At 45.3% G+C, this 16455-nt stretch carries 13 protein-coding genes and 1 other annotated feature; of the genes, 8 read left to right on the top strand and 5 right to left on the bottom strand.

The features are described from left to right. From WIG73_RS01095 to secD, 5 genes are all read right to left on the bottom strand, one after another. Nucleotides 1-1394: DUF1538 domain-containing protein (locus tag WIG73_RS01095; protein WP_337398933.1), on the bottom strand; the 1394-nt coding region annotated here is incomplete at its 3' end. 82 nt (nucleotides 1395-1476) lie between these two features. Continuing rightward, nucleotides 1477-2532, bottom strand: coding sequence for an 8-oxo-dGTP diphosphatase MutT (mutT, locus tag WIG73_RS01090; protein WP_337398932.1), 1056 nt, complete (start codon nucleotides 2530-2532; stop codon nucleotides 1477-1479). 78 nt (nucleotides 2533-2610) lie between these two features. Beyond that, on the bottom strand, nucleotides 2611-3552 hold the full coding sequence (locus WIG73_RS01085; RefSeq protein WP_337398931.1) for an L-lactate dehydrogenase: 942 nt from the start codon (nucleotides 3550-3552) through the stop codon (nucleotides 2611-2613). A gap of 105 nt (nucleotides 3553-3657) precedes the next feature. Then, complete coding sequence (gene secF / locus WIG73_RS01080; RefSeq protein WP_337398930.1) at nucleotides 3658-4557, bottom strand: protein translocase subunit SecF; 900 nt, start codon at nucleotides 4555-4557, stop codon at nucleotides 3658-3660. Nucleotide 4558: 1 nt separating this feature from the next. Continuing rightward, the gene (gene secD / locus WIG73_RS01075; RefSeq protein ID WP_337398929.1) at nucleotides 4559-5857 is read right to left on the bottom strand and encodes a protein translocase subunit SecD; all 1299 of its coding nucleotides are present in this window, start codon (nucleotides 5855-5857) and stop codon (nucleotides 4559-4561) included. A 210-nt stretch (nucleotides 5858-6067) separates the two neighbouring features. Then, nucleotides 6068-6307: a binding site (T-box leader), on the top strand. Nucleotides 6308-6402: 95 nt separating this feature from the next. Here secD and pheS point away from each other — a divergent pair. The 8 genes from pheS to WIG73_RS01035 all read left to right on the top strand — a co-directional run bounded on the left by pheS (nucleotide 6403) and on the right by WIG73_RS01035 (nucleotide 16435). After that, nucleotides 6403-7422 (top strand): phenylalanine--tRNA ligase subunit alpha, encoded by a 1020-nt coding sequence (pheS, locus tag WIG73_RS01070; RefSeq protein ID WP_337398928.1) that lies wholly within the window; start codon nucleotides 6403-6405, stop codon nucleotides 7420-7422. Between the two features lie 71 nt (nucleotides 7423-7493). Beyond that, nucleotides 7494-9866: a phenylalanine--tRNA ligase subunit beta gene (gene pheT, locus WIG73_RS01065; RefSeq protein WP_337398927.1), complete on the top strand. Its 2373-nt coding sequence runs from the start codon at nucleotides 7494-7496 to the stop codon at nucleotides 9864-9866. A gap of 11 nt (nucleotides 9867-9877) precedes the next feature. After that, on the top strand, nucleotides 9878-11134 hold the full coding sequence (aroA, locus tag WIG73_RS01060; RefSeq protein WP_337398926.1) for a 3-phosphoshikimate 1-carboxyvinyltransferase: 1257 nt from the start codon (nucleotides 9878-9880) through the stop codon (nucleotides 11132-11134). Further along, the gene (gene aroC, locus WIG73_RS01055) at nucleotides 11101-12195 is read left to right on the top strand and encodes a chorismate synthase (RefSeq protein ID WP_337398924.1); all 1095 of its coding nucleotides are present in this window, start codon (nucleotides 11101-11103) and stop codon (nucleotides 12193-12195) included. The genes aroA and aroC overlap by 34 nt, the downstream gene beginning before the upstream one ends. Beyond that, nucleotides 12179-13312, top strand: coding sequence for a prephenate dehydratase (pheA, locus tag WIG73_RS01050; protein ID WP_337398923.1), 1134 nt, complete (start codon nucleotides 12179-12181; stop codon nucleotides 13310-13312). The genes aroC and pheA overlap by 17 nt, the downstream gene beginning before the upstream one ends. An 11-nt stretch (nucleotides 13313-13323) precedes the next feature. After that, the gene (locus WIG73_RS01045; RefSeq protein WP_249311683.1) at nucleotides 13324-13839 is read left to right on the top strand and encodes a shikimate kinase; all 516 of its coding nucleotides are present in this window, start codon (nucleotides 13324-13326) and stop codon (nucleotides 13837-13839) included. Between the two features lie 17 nt (nucleotides 13840-13856). After that, nucleotides 13857-15548, top strand: a complete 1692-nt coding sequence (locus tag WIG73_RS01040) for an FAD-dependent oxidoreductase (RefSeq protein WP_337398922.1) — start codon at nucleotides 13857-13859, stop codon at nucleotides 15546-15548. Between the two features lie 14 nt (nucleotides 15549-15562). Continuing rightward, nucleotides 15563-16435, top strand: a complete 873-nt coding sequence (locus WIG73_RS01035; RefSeq protein ID WP_337398921.1) for a sugar phosphate isomerase/epimerase family protein — start codon at nucleotides 15563-15565, stop codon at nucleotides 16433-16435. Nucleotides 16436-16455 lie beyond the last annotated feature (20 nt).

Raw genomic sequence — 16455 nt, 5'->3', positions numbered from 1 at the left:
ATTGCAACCATTGCCACAATACCAAATGCATCGGTTAAGATGTTTCCCTGAACCTTTTCGCAAACGCCCATGGCGAAAGGAAGCAAAAATGTTGCCGTCATAGGCCCGCTGGCTACACCGCCGGAGTCAAAAGCAATGGCAGTAAACACTTTTGGTACAAAAAAGCTTAAAACAAGGGCCAGAATATAGCCGGGAATAATAAACCAGTAAATCGATATTCCCGTAAGAACACGGAGCATGGAAATTCCCACCGAAAATGCGACACCCACAGATAAGCTCAACAGCATTGCCTTTGCAGGAACAGCACCGTTGGTGATTTCTTCCACCTGTTTATTTAAAACATGAACTGCAGGCTCAGCCACAACAATGAAATAGCCCATAAGCATTCCTAATGGTATTAAAATCCAGTTAAATTCCAGTCCTGCAAGCATCTTTCCAATGTAGTTGCCTACCGGCATAAATCCAATGTTTACACCCGTTAAAAACAAAACGAGACCGATGTAGGTGTAAATGGTACCGGATATGACCTTAATTAATCCTTTTTTATGAAAGGTACGCGTTATAAATTGAAATACAATAAAAAACAAAAGAATAGGGGAGAGGCCGAAAGCCACCTCTTTTATGTATGTAGGAAATCCGGCTGCAAATGCTTTTCCAACCTGTTGAGAGTCTGTGATTTCCGGTATTGCAAAATCAGGCGGCGTAACTTCTGTGGAATGTAACACAATTCCCATAAGCAGCATGGTAATAATCGGCCCAACGCTGCAAATTGCAACCAGGCCAAAATTGTTGTCTTCTGCGGCATTTTTTTGGTTTGCCGCAATACCGATGCCCAATGCAATGATAAACGGCACGGTAATAGGACCGGTGGTAACACCTCCGGAATCAAACGCCACCGGTAAAAACTCCGGTTTTACAAAAAATGAAATGAGAAACACAATTGCATAAAGAACAATTAAAGTGCTTTGCAGCCGAATTCCCCAAAACTCGCGAAGGGCGGCAATGATTAAAAACAAGCCAACGCCGGCTGCAACCGTTAAAATAATCGTAAGGTCCGGCACTGCCGTAAACTGTTTGGCAAGCACCTGCAAGTCGGGCTCGGCGACTGTTACGGCAAAGCCAATTAAAAAGCACAGAAAAACAATAATAATCATCTTTTTTGAAGCGGAAATAGACCGTCCAACCTCTGTGCCCATCGGCATCATTGACAAATCTGTTCCCAGAGAGAAAAAGCCCATTCCAACAATCAGCATAACCGAACCCAAAAGAAAAAGTATCAGCATACCGGCCGGCATTGGCGCAAGATTCGTAAAACTCAGAATCAGCACGATTAAGGTAATCGGTAAAACAGATGAGATCGATTCGCTTATTTTTTGTTTTAATAATTCCTTCATGATTACCCCCTTGCTGTTTTATTACTTATTATTATACAATAACAAAAAACGTGAATCAAGAAAAAAGGCTGTTTAGATTTTGTTAAGATTGTTTCTTTGCAACCAGCATGGTTGTGTTTTCACGCCTCCAGACTTCCTGAACGGATGCAAATCCGGCACTTTTCAGCAAATCGATCTGGTTTTCAATGGTGCAGGGCGTGTCGTAGTGATAATATGTATCATTTGAAAGAGACTGTTCTTTTGCTATTCTGTCATATTCTGAAAAATAGAAGTCTTCTTCTTTTTGGCTTTCCACCATGTAGTCGCATTCAATGTAAGTCCCATCAGATGTAAGAGCTTTATTAATTTTTTTATAAAGCGCTAATTTGTCCTGTTTTTTAAAGTGATGCATCGTCTGAAACGAAACAGCACAGTCATACATGCCGCCAAAATCACAGGTGAAATAATCGCCATGAATTAAGGTCAGACTTTTATCATTAAATTTTTCTTTTAATGCGTTGAGCATTTCTTTTGTCATGTCCACGCCGGTAACAAAATTTTTAGGAAAACGTTTAAAGATTTCAGCCAATTCAAGACCTGTGCCGCAGCCAAGGTCTAAAAGAGACCCACATGTTTCTGGGAGCAGACGTGCAAGTTCCTCGTAACCCTCTTTGCAGCCCTCCACGTCTTCTAACATGTGCGCATCGTACATGTGTACTCTTGCGGCAAAAAAATCGTCCATTTTTTCTAATAAGGGGCCTTTAAACTTTTCAGTCTGTGCAAGTTTGTCCACAAGATCAACGTCGGCGGGGCAGAAGTCAAAGTTTTTTAAGTTTTCCCTCTTTACCCATTTTATGTCCCGGTGCACCCGCCGTATAACCTGACCGCGAAGAATTTTTGCATTAAAAAAAGTAAAATCAATATGAGAATCGGGATAGGTAAAACTAGCGGTGTCAAAAATACCATGCAGCTCAATGTCAATATCAAGTTCTTCCTTGCACTCCCGCACCGCACACTCTTCCAATGTTTCATTTTTTTCAAGTTTGCCGCCGGGAAACTCCCAAAGGTTTGCATTTTTAGAAGATTCTGACCTGCGGCAAATTAAAATTTCGTCCTTTTCATTCGTAATAATTGCAGCAGCTACAATTAAATTTTGCATTTTAAAAATTTCCTTTGTCTTTTTCTTTTATTTTACCATTTTTCGCTGCTTGTGTCAACTTCAGGTGAGCATGCAATTTTATATTTTTCTCATATATTCCCGAATGTCCGCGCAGCACCGGGTAAACTCGGCCATTTCATTATTAGTGAGCGGCAACTCCAAAATTTGCTCGGCGCCGTGTTTGCCAATTACACAAGGCACGCCTGCATAAATGTCTGTTTGTCCATATTCGCCGTCGAGTTGTGCACTGACGGGAATGATGCATTTTTCGTCGTCATAGACGGCGCGCACCAGCCTTGCAAGGGTAGTGCAAATGCCGTATTCTGTGCAGCCCTTGCCATCGTAGGTGATCCATCCGCCATAAATCGCTTTTTCTTTCATTTCTTCTTTATCAAATTTGTATTTTTCTTCTCTTGCTTCTAAAAGCGACAGGGGAGATCCGCCAAAAAAAACATTTGACCATGGCACCATTTGGGAAGCACCGTGCTCTCCCATCATATGGGCCCAAATGGATTTGTGGTCGATATTGGCGGCAATGGACAGCACAGAGGCCAGCCGGGCAGTATCAAGCGCTGTGCCGGTACCGAACACATGCCCCTTGGGCAGGCCGCTTAATCTGTTAATCTGGTACGTAACAATGTCACAGGGATTTGAAATATTAATGATAATACCACGAAAGCCGCCGGCAATTACTTTTGGTATAAAATCATTCACCTGGGCAATGGTAAAGTTTAGCTCCTGCACGCGGTCGTGCGACGCTAAAAGTGTAATGTCCCCAACACAGTTCACCAAAATATCGCAGTCTTTTAATTCATTGAAATCTGCGCCGCGAACGGAAAGGTTATGGGGCAGATAGAGCACGGAATCTCTTAAATCCTGAATTTCACTTTTTAATTTTTTCTCATTTTTATCCACCAGAACGAGTTCATTTACAATTCCCTGAACCGCAAGGCTATATGCACAGTGTGCTCCAACGTGTCCGGCACCCGCAATGGCGACACGCCTTAATTTATTTTTCATTTTAATTCTCCTTTTTGTGTTTTGATTAGTTTGCGCTGTTTGGTGGAAGGAAATGCAAAAAAAGACAGCCAATTGCTGGCTGCCTTTCTAACTGTTTTTTATTTTTTATGCGCGTGCTTTTACCTTTTTGCCATATTTTCTTTTTTTCGCAAGGGTTTTCATGCCAACCCAAATCGGACCTGCAAGAAGTACGCTGGAGTATGTTCCTGCAAGAAGACCAACCATCAACGGAAGTGCAAATTCCTTAATGGAGTCCACACCCAAAATATAAAGAAAAATAACCGGGATAATGGTTGTCAGGGTAGTGAAGCAGGAACGACGGAGTGTCTGCTTTAAGCTTGTGTTCACCAAAGATTTTAAATCAGATTTTTGCACCTTGCCCTGGTTTTCACGGACACGGTCAAACACAACAATGGTATTGTTGATGGAATAACCGATAATGGTCAGCATTGCCGCAATAAAGTTTGCGTTAATCGGTATCCTGAATATTGCATAGAATGCCAGCATAATTAAAACGTCATGAAGCAGGCAGATAACGGCCGATGCGCCGGTGAAAAATTCAAACCGGATAGAAATATAAATAAGCATCAGAAGGCATGCAATTAATGCCGCTTTCATTGCCTGAGCACGCAACTGAGCACCCATGGTTGCCGTTACATCTTCTACCTGGAGCACTGCAGCGTCATCAATGGAAAAATGCTCTTTTAAAGCAGTGATGATTTTATTGCGAACGTCACGCTCAATTGGCGTTGTCTGAATAATAATCTGTGTGCCGTCCGATTTTAAAACTTTCGGGGAATTGATGGATGCATCCGCACCTTTAACCACGTCTGCAACCTCGCCGAAGTCAACCTCTTTGCCCATTTCCACATACATGGTCATACCGCCGGCAAAGTCAACATCCTGAACAAAGCCGCCCTTGGCAATCAGGAAAATAATACCCAAAAGGATGATTACAATAGGAATCAGGCAAAAATATTTTGCACGTTCAACGATTTTTAACATCTTATTGTACCTCCTTTACTTTTTTCTTCACACCATACCACCACGGGTTTCTAACCTTTAAGTCCACAATCAGCATCAAAAGGTATTTGGTGATAAAAATTGCAGTGAACATACTTACAATCGTACCAATTGCCAGCGTTACTGCAAAGCCCTGAATGGTACCTGTGCCGAAAATATAGAGCACAACAGCGGCAATAATTGTCGTGATGTTGGAGTCGATAATCGCCAAAAACGCGCGGTTAAATCCGGAAAGAACTGAGGTTTTTACAGTTTTTCCAAGCTTAAGCTCTTCCTTAATTCTTTCAAAAATAATGACGTTGGCGTCCACTGCCATACCAACAGAAAGAATAATACCGGCGATACCTGCCAGGCTTAAATTAATTCTGAAGAACGTCATAATATAAATTACAATTGCCATATAAGCCAACAGTGCAATGTCGGCAACCAAACCAGGCAGCCTGTAAACAAGCAGCATGAACAGCAGGATTAAAATAATGCCGATTCCTGCTGCAATTAAGCTGGTAGAAAGTGCTTCTTCACCCAGTGTGGGCCCGATGGAGCTTAATTCAACGTCTTTAATTGAAAACGGTAAGTTGCCGGAGTTAATTAAAGCTGCAAGCTTACCGGTTTCCGTGGCATCTGTAAAACCGCCGGAAATGATACAGTCGGACGAATTAATCGGACTGCTTACGGAAGGTCTGCTAATCTCGGTTTCGTCCAGCTTAATAGAGATATAATTGCTTCCGGATGGCTTGGATGCAGCGGCGCTGGTAGCCTGGTAGAACTTGTCCACACCGGAATCTTTTAATTTCAGTTTTACATAGTGTGCAGCAGCGCCTGTTTCGTCAATCTGGCCGTAAGCGGCGGTTGCAGAATCAACGTCGGAGCCCTCTAAAACAACGTTGCCGTCAGAATCCTGAAACGAGAGCACGGCGGTTTGTCCCAGCGTGTCAACCGCTTCCTGCGGATCTTGAATGGCGGGAATTTCAACTCTGACCTTTTTATCTCCCTGACGCGAAACGGTAGCTTCGCTGTAGCCCAGCGAGTCTAAACGGTTTCTCAATACGTTTTCCACAGATTTCATCTGTTCGTCTGTAACAGAGTCTGCCTGTGCTTCGTATGTGATTACCGACCCGCCGACCAAGTCGAGCCCCTGTCTGATACCCCAATCCTCGTCTAAAGCGTTGGGATATTGAATGTCATAATCGAAAACGCTTATATTCATACCCACCAGTACGACAATGACTGATGTGATGATAACAAGTAGGGCGATGATTAATTTCGCGATACTTTTTCTCATTTGTGTTTTCCTCCTTTTAAAATCGCATAAAACTATTATATATATTTTTTTCATTTTAGTCAACACTAAATTGTGAAAATTTCCTAAAAAACTTGAATTAACTTCAAAAAAAAGGAATTGCAAAAACTTTTTTTTCTGAAATTCTGCAGTTTTTTTAAAATCAGCTTGCAATTCGTTTTAAACTGTGATAAAATATAAAAAAATAAATATTTTTCGGCAATGATGAAGCAAAGTAACCCCGCACTACCTATAAAAGAGAGGATTTTTCACCGGCTGAGAGAAAATCCGGTTAAGGCGGAAGGCGAAATTTCACTTCGGAGTTCCACGCTTGAACGGGTTAACTGATTAGGGCGCGGCGAATGGCGCACGTTACGCGTAAATGAAGTGTCTTTCTTATTTATTAAGGAAGAAATCAGGGTGGTACCGCGGATATAACTGTCCGTCCCTTTTGGGGCAGGCAGTTTTTTTGTGCCCTTTTCTACAAACCGCGCTTTGTAAGCCCACGCAAAGAACGGAAAAATTGGTGGGCAGAAAGGTTTAGAACAATGAAAGAGCAGTTATTATCCATTAAAAAAGCTGCAGAGGAAAAGCTTTCTCAGCTCCATACGGTTCAGTCCTTAGAAGACGTTCGAATTCGTGTGCTGGGGAAAAAAGGCGAACTGACACAGGTGCTTCGCCAGATGGGGTCTTTGTCGGCAGAGGAGCGCCCGGTTATCGGAGCATTGGCAAACGACATCCGTACGGCGATTGAAAACTCAATTGCAGAAAAACGAAACGAGCTTTTAAAGGCAGAGCGGGAACAGAAGCTGAAAGACGAGGTTATTGACGTTACCATGGCGGGTAAGCGTCCTCATATCGGTGGTTTGCACCCGATTACAAAGGTATTGGAAGAAGTTAAAGATATATTTTTGGGCATGGGCTTTTCTGTCGCGGAAGGCCCTGATGTTGAGCTGGACTATTATAACTTTGAAGCGCTGAACATTCCGAAAGAACACCCGGCCCGCGACACCCAGGATACGTTTTATATCAGCGACAACGTGGTGCTGCGTACGCAGACGTCACCGATACAGGTTCGTGTAATGGAAAAGAGCCGCCCGCCGATTCGCATTATTGCGCCGGGCCGCGTTTACAGAAGTGACGCGGTGGACGCAACCCACTCTCCCGTGTTTCATCAGGTGGAAGGCCTTGTTGTTGACAAAGGCATCACCATGGCGGACTTAAAGGGAACGCTGGAGCAATTTTTACAAACCCTTTACGGGCAGGAGGCAAAAATCCGTCTTCGTCCGCACCACTTTCCGTTTACAGAGCCCAGCGCAGAGGTGGACGTTTCCTGCTTTGTGTGCGGCGGCAAGGGCTGCCGTGTGTGCAAGGGAGAAGGCTTTATTGAGCTTTTGGGCGCCGGTATGGTACACCCCGATGTTTTAAGACGGTGCAACATAGACCCAGATGTTTACAGCGGTTTTGCATTCGGCATGGGCCTTGAACGCATTGTTATGAGAAGAATGAACATTGACGATATGCGTCTTTTATATGAAAACGACATTCGGTTCTTAAAACAGTTTTAATTTGTGCGCTGCAAGTTAACACCCGCAGAGGCGGCGCAAAACGAAAAGCGGGTAGAAAGGTATGAAACATTATGAAATTACCACTTAGCTGGCTTTCAGATTATTTAGATATGACAGGCATTACGCCGGAACAATATAACCACGCCATGACAATGTCTGGTTCGAAAGTTGAGGGAATTGAAAATTTAGGCGACGAAATTGAAAACGTTGTAACGGGCAAAATTTTAAGTGTGGAAAAGCACCCGGACGCAGATAAGTTAAAAATCTGCCAGGTGGACGTGGGAAGCGAAACCATTCAAATTGTCACAGGAGCAGACAATGTAAAACCGGGACAGACCGTTCCCGTTGCGAAAGACGGAGCGCGCCTTCCCGGCGGCAAGAAAATAAAAAAGGGCAAGCTTAGGGGCGTTGTGTCCAACGGCATGATGTGCTCGTATGAGGAAATTGGCATGACGAAAGAAGATTTCCCCGACGCTGAATATGGAATTTTGATTTTGGAGGACGGCCTGCCTTTAGGAAAAGATATTAAAGAAGTATTCGGGCTGGACAACCCGGTTGTGGAATTTGAAATTACCTCCAACAGGCCGGACTGTTTCAGCATTATCGGGCTGGCAAGGGAAACGGCTGTTACCTTTAACAGGCCGTTTCATCTGCACACGCCCGAAGTGAAGGGCAGCGGCGACGACATTCACAATTACATGAAAGTAACGGTTGACGAGCCTGCCCTTTGCAAACGGTACACCGCAAAAATGGTGAAAAATGTGAAAATTGGACCGTCCCCCCGCTGGATGGTGGACCGTCTCCGCTCCTGCGGCATTCGCTCTATTAACAATTTAGTTGACATCACAAACTATGTGCTGTTGGAGTATGGTCAGCCCATGCACGCATTTGACATGAACTATTTAGAGGGCGGCGAAATTCATGTGCGCTGCGCAGAAGAAAACGAAAAAATGACGACGTTAGACGGCACAGAACACACCTTAGACAGTTCTATGCTGATGATTTGCGACGGGAAAAAACCTGTGGCGGTTGCCGGTGTTATGGGTGGCGAAAACTCTGAAGTGCGAGAGGAAACGAAAGATGTGCTGTTTGAGTCTGCAACGTTTTTAGGCTCATCCGTCCGCATTACTGCAAAAAAGTTGGGGTTAAGAACAGAAAGCTCCTCGCGGTATGAAAAGGGTTTGGATACGGAAAACACGGTGCCGGCTGTTTTGCGCGCCTGCGAGCTGGTGGAGCAGCTTGGCTGCGGCGAGGTGGTAGACGGATTAATTGACGTTTATACAGCTAAGCCGGAAACTGTAAAAATACCCTTTGAGCCGGAACGAATCAATCGGTTTATCGGTTTTAATGTGCCGGAAGAATTTATGGTTCAGGCACTCACGGACTTAGGATTTGTTGTTGCAAACGGTGAAATTACCGTCCCGACCTACCGGCCGGACGTGCTATGCTTTAACGATGTTGCAGAGGAGGTCGCCCGCATCTATGGGTATGACAAAATTCCCTCCACGCTAATGAAAGGCGAAGCGACGGTAGGCGTGAAAACGTATGAACAAAAACTGGAGGAACGGGTGAAAAACACGTTGGTGGGCTGCGGACTGCACGAAATTTTGGTGTTCAGCTTTACAAACCCGAATATTTTTGATAAGCTTAACATGGATGATGACGACCCGCGCAGAACCGCGGTTGTCATTTCAAATCCGTTAGGGGAAGAAAACTCCATTATGAGAACAACTGCGTTGGCCTCCATGATGGAAGTGATTTCACGAAACGAAAACTTTAAGGCGGAAAGTGTTCGTCTGTTTGAGGTCGGAAAGGTTTACCGCCCCGTTTTAGGCGAACAGCTGCCGGAGGAAAAGCACGTTGTTACCTTAGGAATGTTTGGCGGCTGCGATTTTTATGATTTAAAAGGCATAGTAGAAGTCTTGCTGAACGATTTGGGCATTGCAAAAGCAAGCTTTTTGCCAAAGAGCGACGATCCCACCTTCCACCCCGGCAGATGTGCAGAGCTGATTGCCGGCGGCAAGGTAATCGGGCGGCTTGGCCAAATGCACCCGGCTGTTTGCGAAAATTATGACGTGGAGAACCATGTATATGCTGCGGAGCTTGATTTAGACGCGTTAATTTCGCTGGCCAATACGGATAAAAGCTATAAAAAACTGCCCAAATTCCCGTCCACGCAGCGGGATTTGGCCCTGATTGCAGACGACGGCGTTTTAGCTGCGCAGATTGAAGGAATTATAAAGAAAAAAGCAGGGAATATCTTTGAGTCCCTGACGCTGTTCGATGTTTATAAGGGCAAACAGGTGCCGGAGGGTAAAAAGTCGATGGCCTATTCAGTGGTGTTCCGCGCGGAAGAGAAAACGCTGACAGACGAAGACGTAAATCCCGTGGTAGACAGCATTTTAAAAGCCCTGTCCGACCAGTTGGGTGTAACCTTGCGTTAATGGTGAATTTTATGAGTAAAACAATTGCGATATCTCCCGGTTGCCTTTCAGGCACGGTTATAGCACCGCCATCAAAAAGCGCGGCGCACCGTGCGCTTATCTGCGCGGCTTTGGCCAAGGGAACATCCGTCATTTCAAACATTGCTTTGAGTGATGATATATCTGCTACTTTAGCGGCGGTGCGCATGTTGGGCGCCGAGGCCACCGTTTCAGATGGCAATGTAACGATTTGCAGCGCGGGGAAAAGAAGTCCCTTTTGCGGCGAAAATATCTTCTGCAACGAGTCCGGCTCGACCCTGCGGTTTTTGATTCCTATTCTGCTGAGCTTTGGCGGACGGTTTACCGTATCCGGCAGGGGACGGCTGATGCAAAGGCCGTTAGACGATTATTTTCAGATTTTTGACCAAAAAGGAATACAATATGAACTGCGGGGAGATAAGCTTCAGCTTGAAGGAACGCTTTTGCACGGCAGGTTTTCTCTTGCGGGAAACGTGAGTTCTCAATATATCACCGGTCTTTTATTTGCGCTTCCGCTTTTGAGCGGCGACAGCGAAATTGTTGTCACAACACCTGTTGAGTCTGTAGGATATATTGACATGACGCTGGAAATGATGAAGCGGTTTGGCGTTAGGGTGCAAGCACAAAAGGATTACAGATACTTTTATATTCCCGGAAACCAAACTTATCAGCCGCAAAACACTGCGGTGGAGGGTGACTATTCCCAGGCGGCGTTTTATCTTGTTGCAAACGAGCTGGGCAGTAAAGTTTGCGTGACGGGGCTAAGTGAAAGCTCCTCCCAGGGTGATAAAGAGATTGTAAATATGATAGAGCGGCTAAAAAAAGACGAGCCGGTTCATATTGTTGATGTGAGCCAGGTGCCGGATTTGGTGCCGGTGTTGTCTGTTTTGGCAGCAAAGGCAAAAGGCATTACCCGAATTGTGGGTGCATCGCGGCTCAGGCTAAAAGAAAGCGACCGGCTGCATGCAGTGTGTACAGAATTAAAAAAACTGGGCGTTTTGATAAAAGAAGAAAACGATGCGCTGGAAATTTGTGGTGAAAGCTGCTTTTTTAGTGCCGTGGTCGACAGCCACAACGACCACCGGATGGCAATGGCGCTGGCAATTGCGGCAACGGCGGCGGAGGGCGACGTTGTGATTTGCGGCGCGGACAGCGTGAAAAAATCCTACGGGAACTTTTGGGAAAAATTTGCAGAGCTTGGAGGCGCAATACACGAATGTCAGCAACCTATGGAAACCTGTTTCAAATAACGATTTTTGGGGAGTCCCATTCCAACGCAATTGGCGTAGTTTTAGACGGACTGCCTTCAGGAATTGCAGTTGATTTTGATAAAATAAAAATGGAAATGGCTCGGCGTGCGCCAGGAAAAAACAAGCTATCCACCCCCAGATCGGAGAGCGATGTTCCGCAAATACAAAGCGGAATATTTAACGGAAAAACCACGGGAACGCCGGTTTGCGCAATTATTTCCAATACAAACACCAGATCGCAGGATTATCAGCCGGAACTGCTTCGCCCCTCCCATGCAGATTACAGCGGCATCGTGCGCTATCACGGGTTTAACGACTACCGCGGCGGCGGTCATTTTTCCGGCAGATTAACTGCGCCTTTGGTATTTGCCGGCGCGATTGCAAAACAGGTTTTGGAAAAAGAGCAGATTGAGGTTTTGGCGCACATTAAAAACATTGGCAGCGTTTGCGACGCAGCGTTAGACTATGCTGCACCTGACGTTGAGTTATTAAGAAAGATAAAAAGCGAAACCCTGCCGCTGCTCGACCGCTCGAAGGCTGCGGCAATGGAAAACGAAATTTTAGCGGCAAAGTTGGAGGCAGATTCGATTGGCGGCGCGGTTGAAGCGGTCGTAATAGGGCTAAAGCCCGGAATGGGTTCGCCGTTTTTCGAGTCGATGGAAAGCCGGATTGCCCAAATCCTTTTTTCTGTCCCGGCGGTGAAAGCGGTTGAGTTTGGCATTGGAACCTCGTTTTCACAAATGCGCGGCAGCCAAGCGAACGATCCGTTTTATATTCAAAACGGTGAAATAAAAACAAAAACCAATCATAACGGCGGTATAAACGGCGGCATTACAAACGGTATGCCGGTTGTGGTTACAGCTGCCATTAAGCCTACGCCGTCTATCGGCAAGCCGCAGGAAACTGTAAATATCAAAGAAATGAAAGAGACCACTTATAGCACCCATGGCCGGCATGACCCCTGCATTGTGCAGCGGGCTGTACCGGTAATAGAGGCGGCGCTGGCTGTGGCGGTTTTGGATATGCTGTTGGAGGAAAAGACATATGCTGGAACAATATAGAAAAGAGATTGACCAAATTGACGAACAGCTCGTGGACCTTTTTGAAAAACGCATGGACACGGCAAAAAAGGTAGGCGAATATAAAAAGGAACGCGGCCTTGAAATTTTTTGTCCTGATCGGGAAAAGGCCGTGATAAAAAAACGGACGGAGCAGACGAAAAATCCTGCCTACAGACAATATACCGCCGAGTTTTTTGAAGACATTATGCGGATTTCGCGTTCGCTTCAGGCAAAGGTTTTAAATGGCGCGCAGAATTTTTTATATCAGCCTGCTGATTTTTTAAACGCCGATTTAAAGGTTGTTTATCCCGGCGTTGTTGGGTCTTACAGCGGTGAGGCATTAAATAAGTTTTTTCCCGCTGTGAAGCATAAGTTAAATGTAAACACCTTTTTAGAGGCGGCAAAACTGGTTGCAGACGGGGAAGCGGACTTTGGCGTTCTGCCTTTTGAAAACAACTCCTCCGGCGCAATTGCCGATACCTTGGATTTAATTTTGTCGGAGCATTTGTTTATTGCCGGCGAAACGTATGTAGACGTGCGCCATTGCCTGCTGGGAACCAGTGACGCTGAGATGGAGGACATAAAAGAAATTTATTCCCACAATCAAGGGTTTGTTCAAAGCGGCCTGTTTTTAAGCAGCCTTAAGGCGGACATTAAATGTGTGCCTATGGAAAACACTGCGTTAGCCGCCAAATATGTTGCAGAATGCGGCAACAAAAAAAAGGCGGCCATTGCAAGCAGGCTTGCCGCAGAGAGTTATGGCCTGAAAATTTTGAAAGAAAACATTCACGAAAACAGCGGCAACACCACCCGCTTTGTGGTGGTTTCCAACAAACTTACCTGTGATAATAATTGCGACAAAATCAGCGCGGCGTTTACCACAAGGCATAAAAGCGGTGCGCTTTGCGATGTGTTGGCTGTGTTTGCCCGCAACGGCGTAAATTTGATGCATATTGAATCGCGTCCGTTAAAACAAAAGGATTTTTCCTACATGTTTTACATAGATTTTGAAGGAAATTTGGCTGACTCTAATGTTGCGGATGCTATTACGCAGATTAAAGAAACCGGTGCGGAATTAATTCTGCTTGGAAATTACAGAACTGAGAACGTAAGATGAAAGGTTGCAGCATGAAAAAGAGCAATATCGTTCTAATCGGAATGTCGGGAGCAGGGAAGTCGACAGTCGGGATTGCTCTGTCTTTTAAGATGAGAATGCCCTTTGTGGACATGGATAACTACATAGAGCGAACACAGAAAATGACGATTTCTAAAATATTTGAAACACGGGGAAACGAATATTTCCGCGACATCGAGGCAAAGGCGGCGAAGCATATCGGCCTTTCCTACCGGCATACCATCGTTTCCACCGGCGGCGGCGTTATTCTGCGGCCGGAAAACATGAAATATTTAAAGAAAAACGGAGTGGTGGTCTACATCAACCGCTCTGTGGAAAATATTTTAAAAACACTGAACGCGGAAAAAAGGCCGCTTTTAAAAAACAATCCGCAAAAGCTTTACGATATGTATGAAGAGCGCCACGAGCTGTATTTAAAATATGCAGATGTGGTTGTGGTGAATGGGTCTGATTTTAAAAGCGGCGTGCAAAACGTATATGATGCGGTAAAAGGGCTTGTGAAGCAATAAAATTGGAGGGAAAAGTGATGAGAACATTAAACCATCAGGTGGATTTATGTGTTGTGGGCGGCGGCTTAGCTGGCCTTTGTGCGGCTGTTTCTGCCGCGCGGCACGGGATTAAAGTCGCAATTATGCAGGACCGGCCGGTTTTCGGCGGGAACTCGTCCAGCGAAATTAGAATGTGGGTTTGCGGCGCACGGGGAAAAGACAACCGTGAAACCGGCATAATTGAAGAGATGATTTTAGACAATCATTACAGGAACACGTCCCTTAGCTTTAGCATTTGGGACAGTGTACTGTATGAAAAGGCGCTTTTGGAGGAAAATCTTCAGGTAATTATGAACTGCTCGTGCTTAGATGCAGAAATGGACGGGAACAAAATCGTAAGCGTAAAGGGCTGGCAGACGACGACCCAAACCTTTCACATTGTGAAAGCAACCTACTTTGCCGACTGTTCAGGCGACTCTATTTTAGCGCCGTTATCTGGCGCAGAGCATACCTACGGACGGGAAGCAAAGCGCGATTATAATGAAACCATTCCCCCTGATGAGCGGGATTTAAAAACCATGGGCATGAGCTGTTTAATGCAGTTCCGCGAAACCGACCACAAGTGCGAGTTTATCCCGCCGAAGTGGGCCTATCAATACACAGACGACTCCTGCTTCAAATGCAAGCGCCACGACAAAGAAGAAAACTATTGGTGGATTGAAGTGGGCGGCCTTCAAAACTGTATTGACGACACAGAGGAATTAAAAGACGAGCTTTTAAAAATTGCGTTCGGCGTTATCGACCACATTAAAAACCACGGCGACCACGGCATGGACAACTGGGAACTCGACTGGGTGGGCTTTTTGCCCGGCAAGCGGGAAAGCAGACGCTATATCGGAAAACATGTGGTGACGCAGAACGATGTGGAAGCAGAAGGAAAGTTTTATGACATAGTGGGTTACGGCGGCTGGACTATGGATGACCATTTTCCTGAAGGGTTTTACTATCAAAAGGGTGAAACAACTATTTTCCACCCAGCTCCATCCCCTTGGGGAATTCCGTTTCGGGCGCTGTGCTCCAAAAACATTGAAAACCTAATGTTTGCAGGCAGAAACATCAGCGTGACCCATGCGGCACTGAGTTCCTCCCGTGTCATGGCAACCTGCGCTGTTTTAGGGCAGGCGCTGGGCACAGCCGCGGCACTAATGGTTAACAGCGGCACAGATATAAACAGCATTGATATAAAAGAGCTGCAAAGACAGCTTATGTTTGACGACTGCTATCTTCCGTTTATGGAAAGGGAGGTTTCGCCCCTCACCCTTAAGGCAAAAACAAACGCTGAAATTGTTCGGAACGGCAAAGACCGCGGGGAGGAAAACTTGTGGAAAGGAAGCGCAGGCGACAGCTTGGTTTATGAATTTGATTCGCCGGAGCTGGTTGAAAAAATAAGAATCATTTTCGACAGCGACTTAAACCGCAAATATCACAACATGCCCTGCAGATTCGACCTTGTAGAAAAAAATTACCGCATGCCAAAAACCATGGTAAAGGAATATGCGGTGAAAATTACAGATGAAAACGGAAATGTTTCTGAAATTCATGTTAAGGATAACTGCCAGCGTTTGGTATTTCATGAGATTGGCAAAAAGGTGAAAAAAATTGAGCTTGTCCCCTTCGCAAACTTTGGCGGAACTGACGAAATGCGCGTGTTTTCCTTTGAACTTGTGTAAGGAGGAGAAAAAAGATGATATTATCCACCACAACAGACAGTGTGTTTGAAACATTTGGGTATGAAAACGGCATTCGGCTTCTGGCAAAGCTGGGCTTTGACGCGCTGGATTTAAACCTGATTCATCCTATTTATGAAGCAGAATTTTCGGAAGAAAATTATGAAAACACCTGCTTAAAATTAAAGCAGTGGGCGGAAGACAACAATATCTATTTTAACCAGGCCCACGCGCCGTTCCCGTCTTACAGGTTTGGTGACGATGAATATAACGAAAAGGTAAAACCTGCCTTAATCCGTTCGATAAAAGCGGCAGGTTTGGTGGGAGCAAAGCAGATTGTTGTGCATCCAACAGCATGTCCCGACAGTGTAGATCAAAAAAAGTTTAACATTGAGTTTTATAACAGCTTACTTCCGTATGCAAAAGAAGCGCACACAAAAATTGCGTTGGAGAATATGTGGGGTTTTGACAGTGCACAGAATAAAATTGTTCCCAACGTGTGCAGCTTTGGCCGGGAACTTGCCGACTTTTTTGATGCGTTAGACCCGGAGTATTTTACAGTTTGCTTAGACGTGGGCCATTGCGGCCTGGTTGGGCAAACTGCGGAGGCCGCAATATTTGAGCTTGGGGGACAGCGGCTTTGTGCGCTTCATGTTCACGATAACGACAATGTGCGCGATTTGCACACCATTCCCTACCAGGGGAAAATTAACTGGGACGCGGTGATGACCGCGCTGAAATGTATTGAATATGACGGTGATTTTACCTATGAAGTCGGCGGGCATTTTTTAAGCACCTATAAAAATGAGCCTGAACTTATGGTGAAGGCTTTAGAGTTTATGGTTACTACCGGCAGGATTTTAATTGCAAAATATGATAATGCTTTTTAAAAAATATTGGAGGAAGGCAG

It is taken from the genome of Congzhengia sp., from assembly GCF_037235575.1.
Lineage (GTDB): Bacteria > Bacillota > Clostridia > UBA1381 > UBA9506 > Congzhengia > Congzhengia minquanensis.
The sequence above is the reverse complement of the archived record's forward strand: the minus strand, read 5'-3'. Positions and strand labels throughout refer to the sequence as shown.

What these genes read in the sequence shown, in the direction of transcription:
- secF (WP_337398930.1), bottom strand. Translation starts at nt 4,557, where the DNA reads ATGTTAAAAATCGTTGAACGTGCAAAATATTTTTGCCTGATTCCTATT.
- pheS (WP_337398928.1), top strand. Translation starts at nt 6,403, where the DNA reads ATGAAAGAGCAGTTATTATCCATTAAAAAAGCTGCAGAGGAAAAGCTT.
- aroC (WP_337398924.1), top strand. Translation starts at nt 11,101, where the DNA reads ATGTCAGCAACCTATGGAAACCTGTTTCAAATAACGATTTTTGGGGAG.
- WIG73_RS01035 (WP_337398921.1), top strand. Translation starts at nt 15,563, where the DNA reads ATGATATTATCCACCACAACAGACAGTGTGTTTGAAACATTTGGGTAT.
- WIG73_RS01045 (WP_249311683.1), top strand. Translation starts at nt 13,324, where the DNA reads ATGAAAAAGAGCAATATCGTTCTAATCGGAATGTCGGGAGCAGGGAAG.
- WIG73_RS01040 (WP_337398922.1), top strand. Translation starts at nt 13,857, where the DNA reads ATGAGAACATTAAACCATCAGGTGGATTTATGTGTTGTGGGCGGCGGC.
- pheA (WP_337398923.1), top strand. Translation starts at nt 12,179, where the DNA reads ATGCTGGAACAATATAGAAAAGAGATTGACCAAATTGACGAACAGCTC.
- secD (WP_337398929.1), bottom strand. Translation starts at nt 5,857, where the DNA reads ATGAGAAAAAGTATCGCGAAATTAATCATCGCCCTACTTGTTATCATC.
- pheT (WP_337398927.1), top strand. Translation starts at nt 7,494, where the DNA reads ATGAAATTACCACTTAGCTGGCTTTCAGATTATTTAGATATGACAGGC.
- mutT (WP_337398932.1), bottom strand. Translation starts at nt 2,532, where the DNA reads ATGCAAAATTTAATTGTAGCTGCTGCAATTATTACGAATGAAAAGGAC.
- WIG73_RS01085 (WP_337398931.1), bottom strand. Translation starts at nt 3,552, where the DNA reads ATGAAAAATAAATTAAGGCGTGTCGCCATTGCGGGTGCCGGACACGTT.
- aroA (WP_337398926.1), top strand. Translation starts at nt 9,878, where the DNA reads ATGAGTAAAACAATTGCGATATCTCCCGGTTGCCTTTCAGGCACGGTT.